General features: G+C 64.6%; 16 protein-coding genes and 2 pseudogenes. 7 read left to right on the top strand and 11 right to left on the bottom strand.

The window, feature by feature from the left end; genetic code table 11:
- Positions 1–324: 324 nt before the first annotated feature.
- The gene (locus ABZV40_RS37570; protein WP_355453074.1) at positions 325–1,008 is read left to right on the top strand and encodes an O-methyltransferase; all 684 of its coding nucleotides are present in this window, start codon (positions 325–327) and stop codon (positions 1,006–1,008) included.
- A gap of 201 nt (positions 1,009–1,209) precedes the next feature.
- Complete coding sequence (locus ABZV40_RS37565) at positions 1,210–3,582, top strand: LuxR C-terminal-related transcriptional regulator (protein WP_355453112.1); 2,373 nt, start codon at positions 1,210–1,212, stop codon at positions 3,580–3,582.
- An 85-nt stretch (positions 3,583–3,667) separates the two neighbouring features.
- Here the strand turns inward: ABZV40_RS37565 and ABZV40_RS37560 are convergent.
- A pseudogene (locus ABZV40_RS37560) lies at positions 3,668–3,748 on the bottom strand (IS5/IS1182 family transposase); the annotation flags it as partial.
- 476 nt (positions 3,749–4,224) lie between these two features.
- Entirely contained in the window at positions 4,225–5,142 is a 918-nt protein-coding gene (locus tag ABZV40_RS37555) for a DUF1996 domain-containing protein (protein ID WP_355453071.1), read from the bottom strand.
- A gap of 307 nt (positions 5,143–5,449) precedes the next feature.
- On the opposite strand from ABZV40_RS37555, the pseudogene ABZV40_RS37550 reads away from it, so the two are divergent.
- Positions 5,450–6,000: pseudogene (locus ABZV40_RS37550) on the top strand (hypothetical protein).
- 12 nt (positions 6,001–6,012) lie between these two features.
- Here ABZV40_RS37550 and ABZV40_RS37545 read toward each other — a convergent pair.
- The gene (locus ABZV40_RS37545) at positions 6,013–6,171 is read right to left on the bottom strand and encodes a hypothetical protein (protein ID WP_355453068.1); all 159 of its coding nucleotides are present in this window, start codon (positions 6,169–6,171) and stop codon (positions 6,013–6,015) included.
- Positions 6,172–6,465: 294 nt separating this feature from the next.
- On the opposite strand from ABZV40_RS37545, the gene ABZV40_RS37540 reads away from it, so the two are divergent.
- From ABZV40_RS37540 to ABZV40_RS37525, 4 genes are all read left to right on the top strand, one after another.
- Positions 6,466–8,196 carry an aromatic amino acid ammonia-lyase gene (locus ABZV40_RS37540; protein ID WP_355453065.1) on the top strand — a complete coding sequence of 577 codons (1,731 nt, stop codon included), beginning with the start codon at positions 6,466–6,468 and terminating at the stop codon, positions 8,194–8,196.
- Positions 8,197–8,318: 122 nt separating this feature from the next.
- Entirely contained in the window at positions 8,319–9,293 is a 975-nt protein-coding gene (locus tag ABZV40_RS37535) for an aldo/keto reductase (protein ID WP_355453062.1), read from the top strand.
- Positions 9,294–9,307: 14 nt separating this feature from the next.
- Entirely contained in the window at positions 9,308–10,510 is a 1,203-nt protein-coding gene (locus ABZV40_RS37530; RefSeq protein ID WP_355453059.1) for a cytochrome P450, read from the top strand.
- Positions 10,507–11,619: a cytochrome P450 gene (locus tag ABZV40_RS37525; RefSeq protein ID WP_355453057.1), complete on the top strand. Its 1,113-nt coding sequence runs from the start codon at positions 10,507–10,509 to the stop codon at positions 11,617–11,619. The genes ABZV40_RS37530 and ABZV40_RS37525 overlap by 4 nt, the downstream gene beginning before the upstream one ends.
- A gap of 304 nt (positions 11,620–11,923) precedes the next feature.
- On the opposite strand, the gene ABZV40_RS37520 is transcribed toward ABZV40_RS37525, so the two are convergent.
- From ABZV40_RS37520 to ABZV40_RS37485, 8 genes are all read right to left on the bottom strand, one after another.
- Positions 11,924–12,352 carry a polyprenyl synthetase family protein gene (locus tag ABZV40_RS37520; protein ID WP_355453054.1) on the bottom strand — a complete coding sequence of 143 codons (429 nt, stop codon included), beginning with the start codon at positions 12,350–12,352 and terminating at the stop codon, positions 11,924–11,926.
- A 223-nt stretch (positions 12,353–12,575) separates the two neighbouring features.
- On the bottom strand, positions 12,576–15,779 hold the full coding sequence (locus ABZV40_RS37515; protein WP_355453051.1) for a family 78 glycoside hydrolase catalytic domain: 3,204 nt from the start codon (positions 15,777–15,779) through the stop codon (positions 12,576–12,578).
- Positions 15,780–16,489: 710 nt separating this feature from the next.
- On the bottom strand, positions 16,490–17,014 hold the full coding sequence (locus tag ABZV40_RS37510; RefSeq protein ID WP_355453048.1) for a hypothetical protein: 525 nt from the start codon (positions 17,012–17,014) through the stop codon (positions 16,490–16,492).
- Between the two features lie 386 nt (positions 17,015–17,400).
- Positions 17,401–17,586 (bottom strand): hypothetical protein, encoded by a 186-nt coding sequence (locus tag ABZV40_RS37505; protein WP_355453045.1) that lies wholly within the window; start codon positions 17,584–17,586, stop codon positions 17,401–17,403.
- A gap of 626 nt (positions 17,587–18,212) precedes the next feature.
- Positions 18,213–18,734, bottom strand: a complete 522-nt coding sequence (locus tag ABZV40_RS37500) for a MaoC family dehydratase (RefSeq protein WP_355453042.1) — start codon at positions 18,732–18,734, stop codon at positions 18,213–18,215.
- Positions 18,731–19,021 (bottom strand): hypothetical protein, encoded by a 291-nt coding sequence (locus ABZV40_RS37495; protein ID WP_355453039.1) that lies wholly within the window; start codon positions 19,019–19,021, stop codon positions 18,731–18,733. The genes ABZV40_RS37500 and ABZV40_RS37495 overlap by 4 nt, the downstream gene beginning before the upstream one ends.
- 53 nt (positions 19,022–19,074) lie before the next feature.
- Complete coding sequence (locus ABZV40_RS37490; protein WP_355453036.1) at positions 19,075–19,320, bottom strand: acyl carrier protein; 246 nt, start codon at positions 19,318–19,320, stop codon at positions 19,075–19,077.
- Between the two features lie 60 nt (positions 19,321–19,380).
- Positions 19,381–20,394: a beta-ketoacyl-ACP synthase III gene (locus tag ABZV40_RS37485; protein ID WP_355453033.1), complete on the bottom strand. Its 1,014-nt coding sequence runs from the start codon at positions 20,392–20,394 to the stop codon at positions 19,381–19,383.
- Between the last annotated feature and the right edge of the window lie 2 nt (positions 20,395–20,396).

Genomic DNA, 20,396 nt, shown 5'->3' with positions numbered 1-20,396 from the left:
GGCCACATCGAGGGTCAGCCATGCACCACCCTGAGCGGGCAGGTGACAGGTTCGCGGGTACATCGCGACATGGAGGTGCGATCGACATGCCGCACGCGGGCGATGGACCGAGACCAGCCAACGACATCTCAGCGCGACCAGGAAGCAGGCCCTTGGCGCATTTGATCACACGGGTGTCGAAGGCAGCGCGGCGAACCACCTGGTGCGCATCGCGCCCGCGTGCCCTTCACGTAGTGATGCTTCGTTGTACCTGCACCGCCGCCGTGCACCGAGTGCCACGAAACCTCGGGAGCCTGATCACGTCAACTTTCGGAGGTTGCTCGAATGACCGATCTGCAGCTGCCCGCTTTGAAGACCATCGTGATGAATCAGCAACATTACGACTACCTGCTGCGCCATACCGAACCCCCCACTCGAACACAGCAGTGGCTCATCGACAGGACAGCGGAACTGGGTGCGTCCGCAGAGATGCAGATTCCGCACGAGCAAGGAGTGCTTCTCACGTTGCTCGTGCAGCTCACCGGCGCGCGCACGATCGTGGAGATCGGCACCTACACCGGCTACTCCACGCTGGCCATGGCCCGGGGACTGTCCGGGGATGGACGGATCGTCACCTGCGACCTTTCTCGCGAATGGACCGAAATCGCCCAGCAGGCATGGGAGAACGAAGGAGTGGCCGACCGGATCGAGGTCCGGCTCGGCCAGGCTGCGGACATCTTGGCGGCGATGCCGGACACCCCGCACATCGACCTCGCCTTCATCGACGCGGACAAGGTGAACTACCAGCGGTACTGGGAACTACTGGTGCCGCGCGTGCGCCCCGGCGGTTTGCTGCTCGCCGACAACACCTTCTACTACGGCGAAGCTTCGGGCGAGTCCCCGACGGGCAACGCCAAGGCCATCGACGAGTTCAACGACCACATCCGGTTCGACGACCGCGTCGAGGCGGTCATGCTGCCGATCGCGGACGGCCTCACGCTCGCGCGCAAACGAACCGACCAGTCCTGAGAACTCGGACCGTCGCACCTCTAGCCCCCCGCCGACGGGCGCGTCGCCCCTTCGACGATCGTCCCGTCCGGCGACTCGCCCTCGTTACCGTGCCGCTGCGGCGTCGAACATGAGTTCGACGAACAGCGCTCGTTGTCACGCGTGCTCTGCAGGCGCTTTTACTACCTGTCACCACAAATGTCGGTCAAGGGTGGCGCCGTGATGGTCCAGCGTCCGAAAGGCAATCTACCGGCCGAGTTGACCAGCTTCATCGGGCGCCGCCGGGAGATCGCGGCGGCGAAGAAGGTGCTGCCCGAGGTCCGGTTGCTGACCTTGACCGGCGTGGGTGGGGTCGGTAAGACGCGACTCGCGCTGCAGGTCGCGACCCAGACCCGCCGAGCGTTCTCCGACGGAGCGTGGTTGGTCGAACTCGCGCCGTTGCAGCGTCAAGTGCTCTTGGAACAGGCCGTTGCGGACGCGGTAGGGCTGCAGGATCAGTCCGGGCGTCCACCGAGAGAGGTGTTGGCGGGATACCTGCGCGGCAAACAGGCACTGCTCGTTCTGGACAACTGCGAACATCTCAGCGACAGCTGCGCGGTACTTGCCAGTGAGCTGCTGGCTGCGGCACCACGACTGCGGATCCTGGCCACCAGCCGCAAAGCGCTGCGCACCCCCGGCGAGCACATCCTGCCCGTGCCGCCACTGACGTTGCCGGATACAGATTCGGCTTCGCCGAACGGATTGGCCACCAACGACACGGTTCGGTTGTTCGCAGACCGGGCGGCAGCAGTGGTGCCCGAATTCACGGTGACCGAGGCCAACCTTGCCACCGTGGCAAGTATCTGCCAGCGACTCGACGGGCTGCCACTGGCGATCGAACTGGCCGCGGCGCAGGTACGAATCCTCTCCCCGCAACAGATCCTGCGCCGACTCGACGACCGCTTCCGGCTGCTCACCGCCGACAGCCCCGCTGTGCTGCCACGGCACCAAACGCTGCGCGCAGTGCTGGACTGGAGTTTCGAACTGTGCTCGCCGGCCGAACAGCTGCTGTGGGCACGAATGTCGGTGTTCGCCGGCGGATGCGATCTGGATGCGGTCGAAGCCGTGTGTGCGGGAGACATCATCGATCAGAGCCAAGTGATCGACCTGATCGCCGGACTGATGGACAAGTCAATCTTGGTCAGGGACGAGCCCAGCAACGGCGCCCCCGTTCGCTACCGGATGCTGGAAACGGTCCGCCAATACGGCAAAGGCAAGCGGCAGGCAGGCGAGGACGGGATGCTGCGTCGGCGGCATCGGGACTACTTCCTGAGTCTGGCCGAGCACGACGCGGCCAGGTGGTTCGGGCCAAACCAACGGGAGATCACCGACCGGACCCGGCGTGAGCACGCCAACCTGCGGGTAGCCCTGAAACACTGCCTGACCACCCCCGGCGAATCCCAAGCGGGACTGAGGATGGCCACAGCCCTGTACTACTTCTGGTTCGGCTGTGGCCTCAGATCCGAGGGACGGCACTGGCTTGACGAGATGCTTGCACTCGACGACTCGCTGAGCCGGGCAGGAGCCACCGCCCTGTGTGCCGCCGCCGACCTCGCCGCTGTGCAGGATCCCGTCGCCGCCATCGAGATGGCCACCAAGTGCCGGCGGTGGGCCCAGTCGCACGATGACCAGACCATGCTGGCCCACGCGCTGTTCGCCCTGGGCACAGCCGAATGGTCCGCTGACAACCTGCCCCGAGGACGGGCGCTGCTCGAAGAGGCCTTGAACCTGTTCGAGACCCTGGGCGAGCCCAACACGATCATGGTCCTCACCTACCAGCGGTTGAGCGGGACAGTCGGTTTCAGCGGCGACCTCGATCTCGCGATCGAGCTGGCTCTGAAAGCCTGCGATCTCTGCGAAAAGCACGGCGAGCGGATGGCACGGGCGTACGTGCTGAATGCGCTGTCTTTCGCGGAGTCGAGACGAGGCGAGCTGACATCGGCTCGCAAGCACGCGCGCGAGGCCCTGCGTGACCTTCACGCCTTTGACGACAAGCTGGGCATGGGGGTCCTCTTCGAGCGCTTGGCCTGGATCGCGGGAACCATGGGCGACGGCGAGCGAGCCGCGAGCCTGCTTGCCGCGGCAGAGAAGATGTCGATCGAGGGCGGTGGCAAACCGCTGGCGGGCTTTTCGCAGTTCCGCGCCGCGCACGACCAATGTGAACGGCAGGCGCGTGAAGTTCTGGGTGACCAGGCGTTCGAGGCCGCGCTCAAACAGGGCGCCGAAATCGACGTCGCCCAGACAATCTCCTACGCCCTGGGCGAAAACTCACTGACAAGTCCCCGGCCTCGGCAGCAGGCGGCCGCCGATGATCCATTGGCATCGCTGACTCGCAGGGAACGACAGGTCGCCGAACTAGTCGCCGAAGGACTGTCCAACAAAGACATCGCCTCCCGGCTCGTGATCGCCGAACGCACCGTCGAAGGGCACGTCCAAAACGTCCACGTCAAACTCGGATTCACCAAACGCGTCCAACTCGCCGCATGGTTCATCGAACAACGCCAAACCGGAACCAGTGACGAGGCTGAAGTCGCCAACCGATCATGGCCTCGTTGACGGCGCTACGGGAACAGCTCCCCCTGCTCACCGCCTCACCAAATGGCGGCCAATGAGTCGGGTAGCCGGGAGGAACTTCCCCTCCCGGCCCGCGGCGCGATCGGATCGGCGGGATGCCGCGTACGAGCGGCTCGAAGGCCTGACTGTCGTACGAGTTCGCGCCGGAGGTCTTTCGTGTCCAACCCGCCCGGCTACGGTCCGCCACCGATGATCACACTGCCCGGTTAAGTTCGAAGACCCGGATCACCGCGTTCTTGACCGCCGATCCGGCACATGACCACCTCGCTCACGCTGACGCGTTTCAATTGACGCGACTTGCTCCGCACGGTCGCCACACACGGCAGCCGGCCATCAGGCGGCGACACCGCGCCCGATCGCCGCGGATCGCCCATGTCTGCGAACAGGCGTCGCAAACGGACCATGGCCGCGCCGCGACAGGTCAGCGGCGCTTACAGGTCGGCAGAAAAACCGATATCCGAACTCTGCAACCCGATCAGACACCAGCCGCTTTGTTGATCACATCGCACCCCAACAGGTGCGCTGCGATCGCACGGTTTCACGGAACAGCGCGAAGAAAATACCACGCACCGGCAGCCTTCTGCGCTTTGCTGCCGTTCCGCGAACCACCGTTGGCAAAATTTCTCAATTTCCTTGCTTGAGCCGCATCGCGACCGAACTCATTTCAGCCTCCGGCATCAAATTGATGAACCCCGCGTGATCTGTTGCCGGATGACGCAGTTCGCCAGGGAAGCTGTCAATCGCGAACGGACGACCGCGAGGAATCTTGTAGCTTACGGTGATAATGAGGCGTGGAATTGCAAACGTCCCCACAGGACATACCTCACCGCCTAGCGGAAACACCACGTGCGAACGGTGCGACGAACTGTCGGTATTCAGTCCGTCCCAGCAACTGGGGAACTCGTAGACGCGCAATGTCTGGGCGCCATCACCACAAAGTGGGTACTTCGTCGTGAAGCGACCACCGAAGTCAGAGCATCCCCACCTGGCCACAGTGTCGGCACCGAAACCGTTTGTGACCGCCTTCGCGTCTCCCGTCATCATCCGCAGGAATCGCGGCATGGGAACCAACTGTCCAGCCAGATTTCCTTCGTAGCGAACCTCCACGTTCTCCGGTGGCAGAACCTCACCGAAATTGCCGTCAACACTTCCGTCCCCCGGATGCACGTCGTGAGCCGCCCCGTCCGTCAGCCTCAGCACCGGCCAGAAGTAGCTGGACAGGTCGCCCCTCTCGCATGTGCTGGCGGAGGCGTTCAACGTTGCGTTGGTCGACATCGCGTCCGTCGATGTGTTGCCGACATATTCGTGCAGGTGATGCGCAGCAGCTGGAGCACCTGGCGTGGTGATCGGGTTGTCCGCGTTGAGGTGACGTCGTTCATTGGTTCCGCAGTGCACCACGACACTCGGTACACCCAGAACCTGGCGGATCGGCTCGAGCTTCGCCGTCGACACGTAGTAGCCGTCGTCCCAGGCTTCGATCAGTGTCGTGCCGAACGTGATCATGATGAACACAGCAAGCGCCGCGACCAGGACGGTTGTCAAGGACCTGACATACGAGATCACCGCTCAAGTATTGACAGACCAGCAACCAGTCGACTGCCGGCTGCAGACAAGTACAAGCATCTCTGCACGTTCGGTCCCGGCGCCGAACGCTCACACCTCAGTCGCGTGATGTCGATAATTCATGATCGTTACAGGCTTCGGGCAGGACGACGGCAATGTGCGGAAAGCGTCGATTTACTGTTCTGACAGGTTGACGAACGCTGGCGTGTCAGCGCCTGGATGTGACGAAGCCTCTGGTAGGAGAACTTCCGGCAAAGATCGTTTCGCGGATGCCCAGCAGCTTCACGTGCTGTTCTACGGTGCCACGCCGTCACCTCAGACCCCGACCTTCGTGCCCAGCCTGGCCCACGCCCATCGCAAGCAGCTCAGATCGGCGTGACGCGAGCTCAACCCAGAACAACAGGCACTGCCGGTGCTGATGCACCCACGAGAAGGCGAGACATTCGCCGACCTCGACACCGCATTCACGGCCTCGGCCACGACCTGCTGGTGCTATACCGGCGAAACCGCCAAGCCACTGGCTCATCGGTCCCCGACACCACGGCAAGCACAAGCTGCACGGGATCAACCCGCAGATGATCGCCTCCCCCAGACCGCACGACCTCGCGGTTATCCGGGAGCCTGCCCGGCAGCACCCGCGACACCGCCGCCAGCCGGACTTGAAACCCCCGCGGCCCCGCGCACTACACCGGGCTGACCGCCTCCAGAGACAAGGGCCACCAAGGCTACAACCAGACCAGGCACCTCCTGCGGGAGCCCCACCGCTGCCCCCATCGCACCCACCGACTGGCCAAAACCATCCACGTCCTGCACAACCACAAAGTCGCCACAGGATGAAAAAGCTCATTATTAACAGAAACCAGGGCCCTCCACGAAAAGAAGTGCACCGGCGGCGGGCAACCTGCGGATGACCTTCCACTTCACCCCGATCGGGTCGTTGCGGATGAACCAGATCGAGATCCGGTTCAGGATCATCACCCGCCAGGCAATCCGCTGCGGCACCGTCACGGCCCTGATCAAGCATCGGCGATTACGTCACCCACTGGAACACCAACGCCCGATCGTTCCACTGGACCGCCACCACCGACGACATCCTCGCCACCGCTCAACTAATCCAGCAGAACGTCAGAAAACTCACGACAACAACGCCGGGTAAGCACCGAGCGCAGTTTAATCGCATCGGCAATCTTGGTCGCGATGCCAGTGCAGCCATGATCTTTCCGCGTTCAAATCCTCCTCAGGCCACACCGATCTGATCTTGCGACCAGAAAGATCTGATCGGAAGTCTCGCCAACAAGACAAATGATTCCGCGGTGCGCGCCCACCTCGTGTGCGAGGTCGGCGGTCAACCCCTTGGCGGCGCTCAGTCAAGCTGATCACTTCTCCCGAAACTTGTGTCCCACCAGACGGAACGCGGACTTGCCCGCGTCCAGCTTGGATCACAGACTTCAGGGTCTCGCAAGCGAATGTCTACATGTACACGTTGCAAACATGCCAAGAGCGACCTGGAAGGTCGGTAGCACAATGGCTGTAGACGCGACAATGCGCCCCGTTTCGGTTCTTTCAGTCTCCGACCGGCGAACGCTGAGCGACCTTGAATCTGCTTCGGAGCCCGTCGATGTCGTTCTCGACCAAGCCGTCCGGGAACGCGTCGCCAGTGGACGGGAATTCGTTATGCGATGCCTCGCTGAACGAAGAGCTGTCTACGGGGCCACTACGGGATTCGGCCCTCTGGTGGGGTTCGTCGGCCGGGACACGGACTCCGAACAATGCGAGAATCTGCTGTCCCATCTCACAGCGGGCCAAGGGCCGGACCTACCTGTTCCGATCGTGCGTGCGGCGGTACTTGCGAGGCTGTCGTCACTCGCAATGGGCCGGTCTGGCGTATCGGCTTCCGTTCTCGACGCACTCGCCGCGATGCTGCGCACCACCTTCACTCCTGCTGTGCCCCGGCTCGGTTCTGTTGGTGCCAGCGGTGACCTGATCCCGCTCGCACACGTCACGCAGGCGTTGAAGGGCCGCGGGCACGCCTATGCTGACGGAGTACGGATGCCCGCGAGCGTCGCGCTGTCCCGCTGCGGCCTGCGACCACTCGAGCTCGACGGGCGAGACGCACTGGGCCTGGTGAACGGAGTGTCGCTGACGACGGCGGCGGCCGGCTTGGCGATGGCCCAGTTCATCCGTTCGCACCGGTCCGCCGGATTGCTCACCGCGGTGCTTGTCGACCAGCTCGGTAGTGGTGTCGACTTCAGTGAACACCTCCTCCTTGACGCCTTCGGTCACCCGGACGTCGTCGAGGAGGCCGAGTTTCTTCGGTCAGCCCTGGCCGGGACCGTACCCACCGGTAACCGGCCGTTGCAGGAACCGTACACCATTCGCTGCGCTCCTCAGCTTCTCGGAGCGGTCAGGGCGAGTGTTCGGCACGCAAACCAGGTGATCCTGGCGGATCTCAACGGCATCAGCGACAATCCGTTGTTCTTTGCCGAACATGACAAGGTTCTGCATGGCGGTAATTTCTTCGGCCAGCCGGTCGCCTTTGCCGCCGACATCATGACCTTGGCCGCGGTGCAGACAGGCAACCTCGCCGAACGGCAGCTCGACCTTCTTGTCGATCCCCACCGAAACGGTGGCCTACCACCGGTACTTGCGACCGAGCCCGGACGACAACACGGGGTTCAAGGTGTGCAGATCGCGGCAACCGCAATAGTCGCCGACATGCGGCGTACAGCTACACCCGCGTCAATCCAGAGCCTGCCGACCAACCTTCACAACCAGGATGTCGTCCCATTCGGGACGCAAGCCGCATTCAATGCTTTTGACCACGTTCAGTCGCTTCGGCTGCTCCACGGCTCCTTGGCCTTGGCGTTGCGGCAAGCGGTTCATGTCGGTGCGCGCAAGCCCACCGCGCCGGTTTGCGCGGAAGTCATTGAGAGGCTCGCCGACGAGATCGCACCGATCGATCCCGACCGCCCGCTCCACGACGATGTGCGCGCAGCTGCTGACGTGCTGGACGCGATCGCGGCGGAGGCGTGATGACGGTGCTCATCCAGTGCTTTTCGGCGGGCGCACGCGGGTTTTCAACGACCAGACACGATTGACAATCATGCGTTCCGCAACAGCTGGCTTTTCACTCTGGATCGTGATGAGGAGTTCCCGTGGAGCAACGTCAACTTGGCGCGACCGATCTGAAGGTCTCCGCTCTCGGACTTGGTACTTCGACGTGGGGCACCACCACCGATCGACACGAGGCCGCCGCGCAGCTGCGGTCGTACGCAGAGGCAGGGGGCAACCTGGTCGACACCGCTGACATCTACGGTGGCGGCCGAGCCGAGGAGATCGTCGGCCAGCTGCTGGGCGCGGTCGTCCGCCGTGAAGACATCGTGCTTGCAACCAAGGCCGCTGCCGTACTGGACGATCCAGACCGTCGGCAGAACGCCTCCTGCTCGCACCTCCTGTCCGCATTGGACAAATCACTGGCCAGACTGGGTACCGATCATGTCGATCTGTGGCAGCTGCATGCCTGGGATCCGGCCGTGCCGCTGGAGGAAACCCTGGCCGCCACCGATGCCGCACTGCGGGCAGGCAAGGTTCGCCACATCGGCGTGTGCAACTACGCAGGCTGGCAGACCGCGAAGGCGGCGACGTGGAAGAAGCTTGACGGAGTCGCGCCGCTCGCGTCGTGCCAGGTCGAATACTCCTTGCTGGAGCGAGGAATCGAGCGTGAGGTCGTGCCCGCCGCCCTGGACGCGGGACTGGCGGTGCTGCCGTGGGCACCGCTCGGCCGGGGCGTGCTGACCGGCAAGTACCGCACCGGAGTGCCGACCGAGCGGCTGGAGAGCCGCTTCTTCAGGTGGTACGTCGGACGCTACATCGACGATCGATCCGCCGGCATCGTGGAGGAGGTCGCCACGGTGGCGGACGAGCTGTCCGTGCCGCCGCTGGCCGTGGCGCTTGCCTGGGTGCGTGACCAGCCCGGCGTGGTCGCGCCACTGGTTGGCGCCCGTACTGCCGGCCAATTGCGCGAGTCACTGGCCCCGGCCACGGTCGCCTTGGAGCTGCCCACCGAGATCCGCCTCCGTCTGGACGCCGTGTCGGCTCCGCACATCGGCTATCCCGAAAGCGGAATCTGAGCAGGAGAACCGTCGTGAACAACGAACCCGTCAAGCTGCTCAACCGGTCGTTCATGAGCGATCCATATCCGATGCTCGCATCCCTGCGTCGAGACCACGCCGCGATCCCGGTGGAGAACGGTGGTTTCCGGATGTGGGTGATCACCCGCTACGACGACGCCCGCGCGCTGCTGTCCGACCCGACACTGCAACGTGACCTGGTCAAGCACCGGCACTCGGTCGTCAGACAGAACCTGGTGGACATAGAACGGCGGCCCAAGCTGCCTCGTGAACTGCGCCGCAGCATGCTGGACCAGGACGGCGCAGACCACCGCAGGATGCGCGGCATCGTCGCCAAGTTCTTCACCCCGTCGCGGCTCGCGACGAAACGGCCCCGGCTCGAACGGCTCGCCGACGAGTTGCTCGACAACCTGCCAGTCGGCGTACCGATCGACATCGTCGACCGGTACGCCCGGCCGCTGTCCACCATCGTCCTGTCCGAGATGCTGGGCGTGCCGGAGGACTCACGCGCGGAATTCCCGGCATGGGAGACGGCGATCCTCACCGCGCCGAGCAAACCTGAGGTCGAGGACGCCGGTCGACAGCTGAAGGCCTTTGCCGGGGAGCTGATCGCGCTCAAACGCGAACAACCGCGTGACGACCTGCTCACCGAACTCGTAGGGGCAGCCTCGTCCGGCCTGCTGGACGATCCCGAGCTGATCTCGATGATCACGTTGCTGTTGATCGCCGGGTTGGAGCCGACCAGCGCGATCGGCAGCGGCGTCCTCGTCCTGCTCCGCCATCCCTCGGAGCTGACGCGCCTGCTCTCCAACCCGGAGCTGATGACCTCGTGCGTCGAAGAGATCCTGCGGTTCGAGACCCCGTTCCGGATGCTCACCCCGCGCTATGTCGACCACCCGCTGAAGCTCGAGGGTGTGACCATCCCGGCCGGCGAACTGTTGCTGATCTCCACCGGCTCGGCCAACCGGGACGCGGATCAGTTCGCCGACCCCGACAAGTTCGACATCACTCGCCACACCAAGGGCCACCTCGGGTTCAGCCACGGCATTCATCGTTGCCTCGGTGCCGAACTCGGCCGGATGGAAACCGTCGTCGGCCTCGGTCGGCTGTTTGCCCGGTTTCCGGAAACGGCACTGTCGACACCTCCGGAGGACGTGCGTTGGCGGCCCGGTATGTTCATGCGCCGACTCGACTCGTTGCCGGTGGTGCTGGCATGACGGCCGTCGAGCAGGTTGCACTCCCCGACGGGCGAAGCGTGTGGATGGTCTTCGGGCACGCTCTCGCCCGACAGGTCCTGGGTGACACCCGGTTGTCCAACGACACCGGTGCTATGGGTGACAAAGCGCCGCTCGCAGGGCTGCCGGCGACCGTGCGTGACATCGTGGCACAGGACATGCTCAACAACGACCCACCGCAACACACCCGGCTGCGCAAGCTTGTCGCGCACCGGTTCACCGGCCGCAGCACCAGCGCCATGCGACCGGTGGTCAAGGAGATCGCCGAGCGGCTGCTGGACGACATGGACGCCCCAGGCGAGATCGACCTCGTCGTCGAGTACGCCAGGCCGCTACCCACGCTCGTACTCGGCTCGATGATCGGCATTCCCGATGCCGACTGCCCGGACGTGCAGCGCTGGTCGGACGTGTTCGTGTCCGAAGTGCTGCTGGCCAGCGACAGCCTGCTGGACGCGACCAAGTCGCTGCTGGACTACATCAGCGAACTGGCGCGACGCAAGCGCAGGGAGCCGGGAGAGGACCTGATCTCCGAACTGGTCACGGCGAAGCTGAGCGACGACGAGCTCAGTGCGACGGTGTTCGTACTGCTCATCGCCGGGCAGACCGCGACAACGCAACTCATCGCCCAGGCGTTGTACCTGCTGCTGACCAATCCAGAGCAGCTCGATGCCGTGCGGGCGGACATGATGCTGCTGGGCGGTGCCGTGGATGAGGCGCTGCGGCTCAACCCGCCGTTGCGGATGACGGCGTTCCGTATGGCCCGTGAGTCGCTGCTGCTCGGCGCCACCGAGGTCCCTGCAGGCGAGATCGTGTTGTGTTCACTGCCTTCCGCCAACACAGACCCGGCCAAGTTCGTTGATCGGCACCGATTCGACGTGCGCCGTGCCAGCAACCAGCACCTGTCGTTCGGGTTCGGGATCCACCGCTGTCTCGGGGCGAGTCTGGCGAGGATGGAGGCCGAGACGGCAATCGGCGCTCTGCTGCGGCGTCACCCGGAGCTGCGAATCACGACCCCGGTGGAGGAGTTGCCGTGGGTGGAGATGGCGATCGCGCGAAAACTGATGTCGCTCCCGGTCCATCTCAGCTCATGATGTGTCTGTCGCCTGGCATGTGCTCGACACCGGTACGTTCACCTGCCTGTGCGCGCTGTCCTTCGCTCGCAGCTGTGCCCTCAGTGGCAAATACCCACCTGGAACGTCACGGAGCCCCGAGCCGACACCGCCTGGGAGTGCTGCAAGCACGCCGAGATCACGGACCGCATCGACTTCTGTGTGGCGCCGGCCTGGACACGAAGGCGGTGATCGCGGCGCGGCTGGGGTCTCGGGTGAGACGTTGCGGCTGATCGTCAAGCCGCCCACCTCGCGCTCGACAGGTGGCAGTCCAGGCACGCCCGGATCATGAGTTCGAAGCTGTTCGCCAAGCGCGGCCTCCTGCTCGCTCGACGCACTTCAGCGCCTTGGCGGGGCTGACCTGGTCGGTGATACACCGGTTCTCGTAGAGGGCGACGAGTTCTGATCCTGCCTCGGTTTCGAAGTTCATCGCGGCCACCACGGGCATGCTCTTCTTGTAACGCAGCAGTTCTGCGCCGACCGCCTTACCGGTGACCGCCGGATCGCCCCAGAGGCCGAGTTCGTCGTCAACGGGCTGAAAGGCCAGCCCGACGTGATGACCGAACGCGCGCAACGACATCAACTGAGCGTCATCGGCCTCGCCCATCACATCGTCGTGCACCAGTGGGAAGTAGCGCCGCCGGGGGATCATCGCCCGGATCGCTCGTAAGGAGATCGAGTCGCCGAAGAAGCTGGGCCGCCACCGGTACGTCATCGAACGGACCTTGGAATGGGCTTCCCGGTTCCACCGGCTGGCACGCCGCTAAGAACGCAAAGCGACCCACTTCCTGGCACTCGCCCAGCTCGCCTGCGTGGTGATCTGCTACCGCCGAATAATCAAACTTGACGTGCTCGCCCACAAAAACCCCAAATCAGATGCAGTCCTAGCCGTGCGGCGTGCAGGAGAGCGTCCACATCAGACCAGCCGCCCCAGGCCGTCAGGCACAGCGGTTCACGGTGAACCTCCAGGTTCCCGAACCAACCGAGTACGGTTGCACGTCCCCATTCACGGCGAGCTTGACCGCACCCGCTGTGGCGCGAACCCCGGGAGCACCGAACATGGGCACCGACACCGTGGCGGTGGTGCCGACCGGAACTCTCACCGTGAGGTCGAACCCGCACCTCTCGTTCGTCCATGACGAGCTCACGTTCCCCCGGACCGTGTCGATCGACGTCGACAGGCGGGCGAGGGTGCCGGGCACCTGTGGAGCGATCGCGATCGTGGCATAACCAGGTGAGGCGGGGGTGATACCGCCGAGCCGGGTGTAGAAGCTCGCGTTGACGCCGGCGAACATGGCGTGGTCGTGGGTCTCCATGTTGGACTCGTAGGTCCATTGCTCCCAGGGGGTGGTGGCTCCCCGGCTGATCTGGTAGCCGAACCCCGGATAGGTCGTCTGGCTCAGCACCATCCTGGCCACGTCGACGCGGCCGACCGCGGCGAGTGCGTCGACCAGGTAGCGGGTGCCGAAGATGCCCGTGTCCAGGCGGCCGTTGTCCTTGCCCAGCACTGTTTCGGCCAGGCGGGCTCCCACGGCTGAGACCCTGTCCCGCGGGACCATGCCGAACGCCAGGGGGAGCACACTGGTGGTCTGGCGTCCGCTGCCGTAGAAGGTCTTCGTGGGATCCAGGAACCGGTCGTTGAACGCGGCCGCGATCGAGGCTTCCAGCTGCCTGAAGCGCTCGGCGTCCTGCTGGAGACCGAGGGCCTCGGCCGCACGCGCGACGTCCGCGGTCTGCCGGTAGGACAGGGCGGTGTTGACGATCGAACGTTCGCTGAAGCACTGGCCCGCGGTCGGGCTTCCCTGGCCGTTGCCCGCCTCCGGGCCGTGGACGGGTGGGCACCAGTCACCGAAACCGCGGTCCTCCGGCCAGATGTGGCCGGGGTAGGCGGCGGCGTTGACATCGGCGAAGGCCTTCATCGCGGGGTAGTTCCTGGCAAGCAACGACTTGTCGCCATACTGCTCGTACAGCGACCATGCGAGCGATACCGAACCGCCCCCCATGTCGGGTTGCTGCGCGTTGTGGGCGTCGTTGGGCAGGGCCGTTCCCGGTGGCAGGTCGGCCAGGTACTTGGCGTAGAACCGTTCCATGCCGAACTCGCGGATGGCGGCCGCGTGGTAGGCCTGGACGTCCATTCCCGGCGGCGTGCGCTCGTCGCGGACCGGGGTGTCCGTCGGCAGGCTCATCGAGTTGTTCAGCATCGCCCAGCGATTGTTGAGCCAGATCTTGTTCAGCAGTGGATCGGAGCTGTCGAAGGACCCCGTGGACGCGACGTCCGCGCGGGTGACCTGCGCGGTCACGCTGCCCAGGTCCGGCTTTCCCGGGAAGCCGGTGACTTCGAGGTAGCGGAAACCGTGATACGTGAAGCGCGGCTCGTACGTCTGCACTCCCGCCGAACCGTCCAATGTGTACGTATCGGTGGACGCCGCGCTCCGGTTGGTCGTCGTGTCCAGCAGCCCGTCGGCGTGGAGCTCTTCGGCTGTCCGCATGCGCACCGTCGTGCCGGACGGACCAGTGACTCGCAACTTCGGCCGCCCGGCGATGTTCTGACCGAAGTCGTAGACGTACGTCCCAGGACTGGGCTGGGTGAGGGCGGTCGCCGTGAGCACCTGCACGACGCGGATCGGCGGCGCGTCGTTCGCGGCGAGCACCGGGCTCGGAGCCGGCGTGGTCCGCACGGAGTACCACTTCGAATCGTCGAACCCCGGCCCGTCCCAGCCCCGCTGGAGCAGTCGTGCGTCGTAGCTCTCGCCGCCGTAGATGTCATTGGTGGTGATGGGGCTCTCCGACCAGCGCCAGGAGGTGTCGGTGGTGATCGTCGTGCGGGAGCCGTCGGCGAACGTCACCGCCAGCACCACGATCGCCTGTTTGGGTCCCTGCCAACGGAACCCGTACGGGCTGAACCGGGAGCCATAACCGTTGCCGAGCCAGATTCCCGCGACGTTGGAGCCGCGCCGCAGCGACGACGTGACGTCGTAGGTGTCGTAGAGACTGCGCTTCTCGTACGGCGTGCCGGCCGGCGTCAGAACGTGGTCTCCGACCTTCTCGCCGTTGAGACGCAGCTCGTAGAATCCGAGGCCGTAGACGTGAGCACGGGCGCTGGCGATCGGCCGATCGAGGGTGAACTCCTTGCGCAGCAACGGTGAGTCGGGCTCGGCCGAGAGCAGCGTCGGATCTCCGCGCGGTTCCAGCCTGCCGTCGACGATCGGCACGCCGGGAAACCGCGGATCGGGTGACGCCGAGAAGCCGTCGGAGAACAGCGGCTGCCCCGCGAGGTCGCGCACGACCACGTCGTCGTACTGGGCGATCTCGGAGACTCCCTGGCTGGTCGACGACCGGAACCCGATCGTGCCCCGCTCCACCAGGTCGACGTCGCGGACGTCGACCTGGGTCCCGTCGACCCAGGTCGTGACAGTGCCACCCTCGGCCCGGATCCGGACGTGGTGCGGCGCGGTCACGTTCGACGGCGTCAGCACAGGGCTGAGGTCCACCTCACCGAGCAGGGCGTAGGAGCCCTGCTTCCTGGTGTGCGGCCGCAACATCACCTTGCCGGGTGAAGTCACCACATTGATCTGCCACATCGCGAACGTGTCGGAATCCTTGGCGCGGAACAGGAAACTCGCGGCTCCCGACCTGATCGTCACGTCCGCGTCCAGGGTGAAGTCCTGCCAGGAGTAGGCGTTGCCGGAGTCCGGAGTGATCCACTGCGCACCTGCCCATCCGGCCGCGCCGAACGTGCCCGTCTCCCACCACGTGACCGGCGCCTGACCGGCAGCGCGCCCGCCGGCGTCCCAGATCCGGACAGTCCAGTAGTACCGGCGCTCGGGTGCCAGCGCCGGTCCGCCGTACGGGACAGCGACAGAGTCGGCGCTGCTCACCTTTCCGCTGTCCCAGATGTCGGTCCGCCCGGCCGCGAGAATCCCGGGATCGCTCGCGACGAGGACGCGATAGGCGGTCTGCAGATCACCCCGCTTGCCTGACCGCAGCCTCCAGCTCAACGCCGGCCGGGGATCGTCCACGGCCAGCGGGACAGCGGTGTTGTTCACCCTCAGGTCGTGGACCGTGAGACCGCCGACGGCCCAAGAGCGCGGGAGCACGACCGAGGACAGCACCAGCAGCTGGCAGAACACCAGGACGATCACCGCCCGGACGGTCTTCGGACGACTTCGACCGAACATGACATGCCCCGCTCTCCCTGTGAGGAACCCGTGCTTCACACGTGGTTGGCGGAGATCTCCCTCAGGTAAATTGAAACGTTTCAATCAGCACCGTAGCGGCTAGCTCGGCGCAAACGCAATGCTTTGACCTCGGATCCACACTCTCGGCCGAGGAGGGTCGATCGACCATGGGAATGCCGAATCGATTCAGGGCATCAACCGCCACCGAGACCGAACTGAAAGGTTTCAACGCGCCGGGTGCGACATCGACCCGCTAACGCTCTCGATGGATGTTGGGCTTGACCGGGAGCGGGAAGCGCAAACCTTCTGCGTCACTGCCCGGAAAGCGGCCCCGATGCCCCTGCCCACAGGTTGGTCACGCTGCCAACAAGGGCGCACGCTGCCCACCACACCTGGTCTCCATCGACGCATATCCCATGTGCGGCGGTGATGGCCGCCCCACCCGCAAGGTCGCCAGCACGGTGAACTTGATCACCGTGCTGGCGACGCTCGCTGACTTCTCGACCGGTTGCCGTCGGTGAACTGGACAAGCTGTGGGATCGCGCCCTGAAGCGCGCCATGTGTCCCTTCCTCGATTCTGCTCACCGCGAGACGTGCCGCAGTGAGCAGCGACGGGCATCAACAGCACGGTCAGAGGAGTTACCAACGCTCACGCCACCGACGACGCAGAGACCTCAGTAGCCGAGTTTCCACAGCTGATAACCGCCGTTGTTGCACGGCTCCATGTAGACCCTACCATCATAGTTGCTATCGAGACACTGACCGTTGCCGTTCACGTAATTCACCCTGTCATAATTGCTGCCGACTGCCTTCCACTCTTGACCGGCGTTCTGCGGGTCGGAAGAGCAACCAGAAATACGAACAGGATTTCCACCGGTGATGCATCCGGCCGTCAGAAGGTGCTTGAAGCGAACGTAGTCATAGTCCTCATGCCCCAGCAGACCAGGCTCCCAATCCTGCCTGGAACTGCTGAGGACAGGCAGGACACAGGACTCGGTGATGAGTTCACCATTATCGTTGACCGCCAAACAGAGGCCGGTCTCCCAGTTCCTCATGTAGGTCAGGATGGGAGGACCGGCTTGAGCAGGAGTCACGACGACGACGCTGGCAACGACGGCGAGCGCCAATGCAGCGAGGGCCGCGAACGGCCTGGCAGCACGCCGCCCCCGGACTCCCCAGCTCTTCAGAATTTCGGACATGCGTCACCTCTCAGATCAAGGATTTCGAAAAACCCATCTCAATCAGGAACACGACAGAGAAGCTCAAGGAGGAATCGTCACTTCAAGTCAAATTGGAGCGAAGCGATACGCTAGCGCAATCAGGTGACCCCTATTCGCAGTCTGGGAGTGCTCGACGTCTCACGACGGCGGCGCCTCCACACACAACGCGCGTTCCAGCAATTTCCACGCGGAAGATCCGCCGCGCCGACTGAGCGAAGAGCAGGACCGGAGCTCGCAATGGCTCCTACCTCCAAGTGGTCAGCTCGTCCACCGGTTGGAATCAATTACCGATGCACTCTCACAGCGATGTCGATCCACTTCCAGATCATGCAAAACAGCTTGTGGTCGAGCGAGGCTCGGACAGGTCAGGCCTTGCCGTCCAAAACGGTCTGGATGCTCACCAGAGTGACATGTCCCGCCGTACTCGTGGGCAAGGCTTCGAAGGCCCTCACCACCAGCTTGACATTGGTCGGCCGGTCGGCGTCATCCGAACCGGAAACGCCTCGGTGTCGTTCACGATGCAAGCGACGGTGCCGGTCGAGAAGAAACATCCGGACTGCTCATGAGCGCCGACCACGGTGTTGACCGGCTTGCTTGTCATGAGGTCGAGGCCGGGAGCGCTCGGATGCATCTGGCGGCGTCAGCGTTGTCTGCTCACCCGCGGTGATCGCCCGCCGGTTGCGCTAATCACCTCGATCTTCTCACCGGGCTTCTGGATGACGGCCTGGCAGCCAGGCAACCACCACGCCATAGACCGGTCGAAGGCCACTGAGACATCACCGGTCCATGTGCTGTACAGCATCCCGAGCGCGACTCCAACGTGGTTCACCCCCTTGCCTCACCATACTTGCGTGTTGCCGAGACAAGTGGTTGCGGAGTGCATTCCAGGTGCCGTGATCGACATTCCGGACACAGACATCTCCTCGGTAAGAGAACTAGTTCGACGCGAAAGCGAGGAAACCACAAAGATCGCTGCCCACTCGCGTTCCCGCGGAATCGATGCCCTTCCGCACCACGACCACGTCCCATCCGCCCACTGCGAATACGTGGCGAATACGCGTGCGGAGCCAGGACAGGGCCGCTCCATCTGTGGTTCCAACGGCTCCGCCAGAGAACCCAACGCCACTTGGGGCGTTGCCAAGATACGCGACCTGGTGCAGCTACACCGGAGGTTCGGTCAACCGTGGTGGCTCTGCGGTGGATCCTGCGTGATGGACCGCACTCCGCTGGGCGGAGCGGCGTCTCGGTAGAGCATCCGCACATCCGCGGTGTACGCCGGCCGAGCCTTGCCCTGAACCTCGACCGTGACGGACAGGACGACTTCGGTGAAACCACAGGGGCGTGTCCTCGCCGAAGCCAACGCGGCGGTAGCACGGATTCGCCCGCCCACGGGCACCGGTGTGGTGAAGCGCAACCTGTCGACTCCTTTGTTGACCACAGCGGAGACACCTTCCACACGGAGGATCTCGTCGAGCATGGGAACGAGCAACGACAACGTGAGGAATCCGTGTGCGACAGGTCCTCCGAAGGGGCCCGCCTCGGCTTCGGGACCGGCCTGGTGGAGCCACTGGCGATCACGTGTGACGTCCGCGAACCCGTCGACTGTGGCTTGTTCCACGGGCAGCCACGTACTCGTACCCAGCGTGTCTCCGACGGCTTCAAGCAGGCCCGCGGGGGTGGAGAAGACTCGCGCGGTCATGTCAGTGTGACCAGGACAGCGGTCTGGCCACCGAAGTCCAGCGAGTTGCCGACAGCAGCGCGGAACACGCCGGTTCTCGAAGCCTTCGTGACGGCACCTACGTCGATTCCCAGGTAGATCGATGCGGATGTCGCTGTCGAAGGTACGACAGGTACGACGCCGCCACGTAACACCAGAAACGTGCACATGACCCCAATGTCTGAGGCCTCGGGAGGGTGCCCCGCAAGACGCTTGGTCGAGATGAGGTCGACCTGGCCGCCGAGCACCCGCCGGATCAACCGATGCACGCGAGCACCGCGGGCAGGGGCCGCTGTTCGGAACCCCTTGTCCCACCTCGATGTCAAGGCGCCGCCCTCCTGGCGTCGACGAGCCCGGCGACACCCAGCACGGACTGGTGGAGGACGATTTCCTGCTCGTCGACCTCGACGCCGAACTCCTTCTGCGCGATCATCGCCAGCTCGACCAAGGCGAGCGAGTCGAAATCCAGCTCCTCCAAGGTGGCAGCACCGCACACGCGCTCAGCGGACACGCCGAAGTGCGTCACGAGCAACGTCGTCAACCGGTCCAGTGTGTTGTTGGCAGTCATGGGTGTTCTCCCGCTCGTTGTTGAGTTCTTGTCGCGCAACAGATCCCCCGGCATCGAACTTCAGCCGATCTCGACCTCAGGCCAGGTCAGCACAGTGGATCCCCAGCTGAGCCCCGCTCCGAATGACGTGATCAGGATGCGATGACCTGGGGCGATGTCGCCGGTCGCAGCCGCGTCGGCAAGCACCAGCGGGATCGACGCCGCCACGGTGTTACCGACGCGGTCGACGTTCATGACCACGCGGTCCTGCTCCACCGCGAGATTGCGAGCCACAGCCGAGAGGATGCGCGCGTTCGCCTGGTGACAAGCGAACCGGTCCACGTCCTCGATGCGCCACCCGGCACGTTCGAGCACCTTGCCGGCTGACTCGCTCATCCTCATGACGGCGTTGCGGAACACTGGCTGGCCGTCCATGCGGAAGTGGAGGTCCGCGGGATCAACGGGTAGTCCGGAACCGCGTTGTTCCGAACCACCCGCAGGGACGATCAACAAGTCCGCGTTGGAGCCGTCCGACCCCAGGTCGAACGGACCGAGCGCGCCCGGCTCGTCCGCGGTTCCCGCGCGTAGCACCACTGCGCCGGCGCCATCGCCGAAGATCGCCGCAGTGGTGCGGTCGTTCGGGTTCAGCATGGTGGTGAACGCGTCCGCACCGATCACCAGGACGCGCTCGGCGCTGCCCGCGGCGATGTGCCCGGCGGCCGTGGCGAGCGCATACACGAATCCCGCGCACACGGCGTTGAGGTCGAACGCGGGTACGCCGGTCAGACCGAGGCGATGGGCGACTTCCGGTGCTGTGGACGGACAGGGGTGGTCGGGGGTGGTCGTGGCCACGATGACGAGATCAACGACAGCATCGCCCGAAGATTTCAACGCGCGGGTGCCGGCCTCCACCGCGAGCGTACAGGTGGACATGCCCGGTTCGATCACGCGGCGTTCCCGGATCCCGGTCCGTGCTCGGATCCACTCGTCGGTTGTGTTCAACCGTTGGACGAGATCGTCGTTGGTCACCACCCTGGGGGGCACCCACGCGCCGATTCCACACAAGACCGCAGCGCGGCGATCATCCGCTGTCATAC

The organism is Lentzea sp. NPDC004782 (assembly GCF_040609115.1).
Lineage (GTDB): Bacteria > Actinomycetota > Actinomycetes > Mycobacteriales > Pseudonocardiaceae > Lentzea.
The sequence above is the reverse complement of the archived record's forward strand: the minus strand, read 5'-3'. Positions and strand labels throughout refer to the sequence as shown.

Bases quoted from the DNA above. Each gene is read 5' to 3' on its own strand.
- ABZV40_RS37510 (WP_355453048.1), bottom strand. From the start codon at position 17,014: ATGTCCGAAATTCTGAAGAGCTGGGGAGTCCGGGGGCGGCGTGCTGCC.
- ABZV40_RS37490 (WP_355453036.1), bottom strand. From the start codon at position 19,320: ATGACTGCCAACAACACACTGGACCGGTTGACGACGTTGCTCGTGACG.
- ABZV40_RS37520 (WP_355453054.1), bottom strand. From the start codon at position 12,352: ATGACGTACCGGTGGCGGCCCAGCTTCTTCGGCGACTCGATCTCCTTA.
- ABZV40_RS37570 (WP_355453074.1), top strand. From the start codon at position 325: ATGACCGATCTGCAGCTGCCCGCTTTGAAGACCATCGTGATGAATCAG.
- ABZV40_RS37525 (WP_355453057.1), top strand. From the start codon at position 10,507: ATGACGGCCGTCGAGCAGGTTGCACTCCCCGACGGGCGAAGCGTGTGG.
- ABZV40_RS37540 (WP_355453065.1), top strand. From the start codon at position 6,466: ATGATTCCGCGGTGCGCGCCCACCTCGTGTGCGAGGTCGGCGGTCAAC.
- ABZV40_RS37565 (WP_355453112.1), top strand. From the start codon at position 1,210: ATGGTCCAGCGTCCGAAAGGCAATCTACCGGCCGAGTTGACCAGCTTC.
- ABZV40_RS37500 (WP_355453042.1), bottom strand. From the start codon at position 18,734: ATGACCGCGCGAGTCTTCTCCACCCCCGCGGGCCTGCTTGAAGCCGTC.
- ABZV40_RS37485 (WP_355453033.1), bottom strand. From the start codon at position 20,394: ATGACAGCGGATGATCGCCGCGCTGCGGTCTTGTGTGGAATCGGCGCG.
- ABZV40_RS37505 (WP_355453045.1), bottom strand. From the start codon at position 17,586: ATGTTTCTTCTCGACCGGCACCGTCGCTTGCATCGTGAACGACACCGA.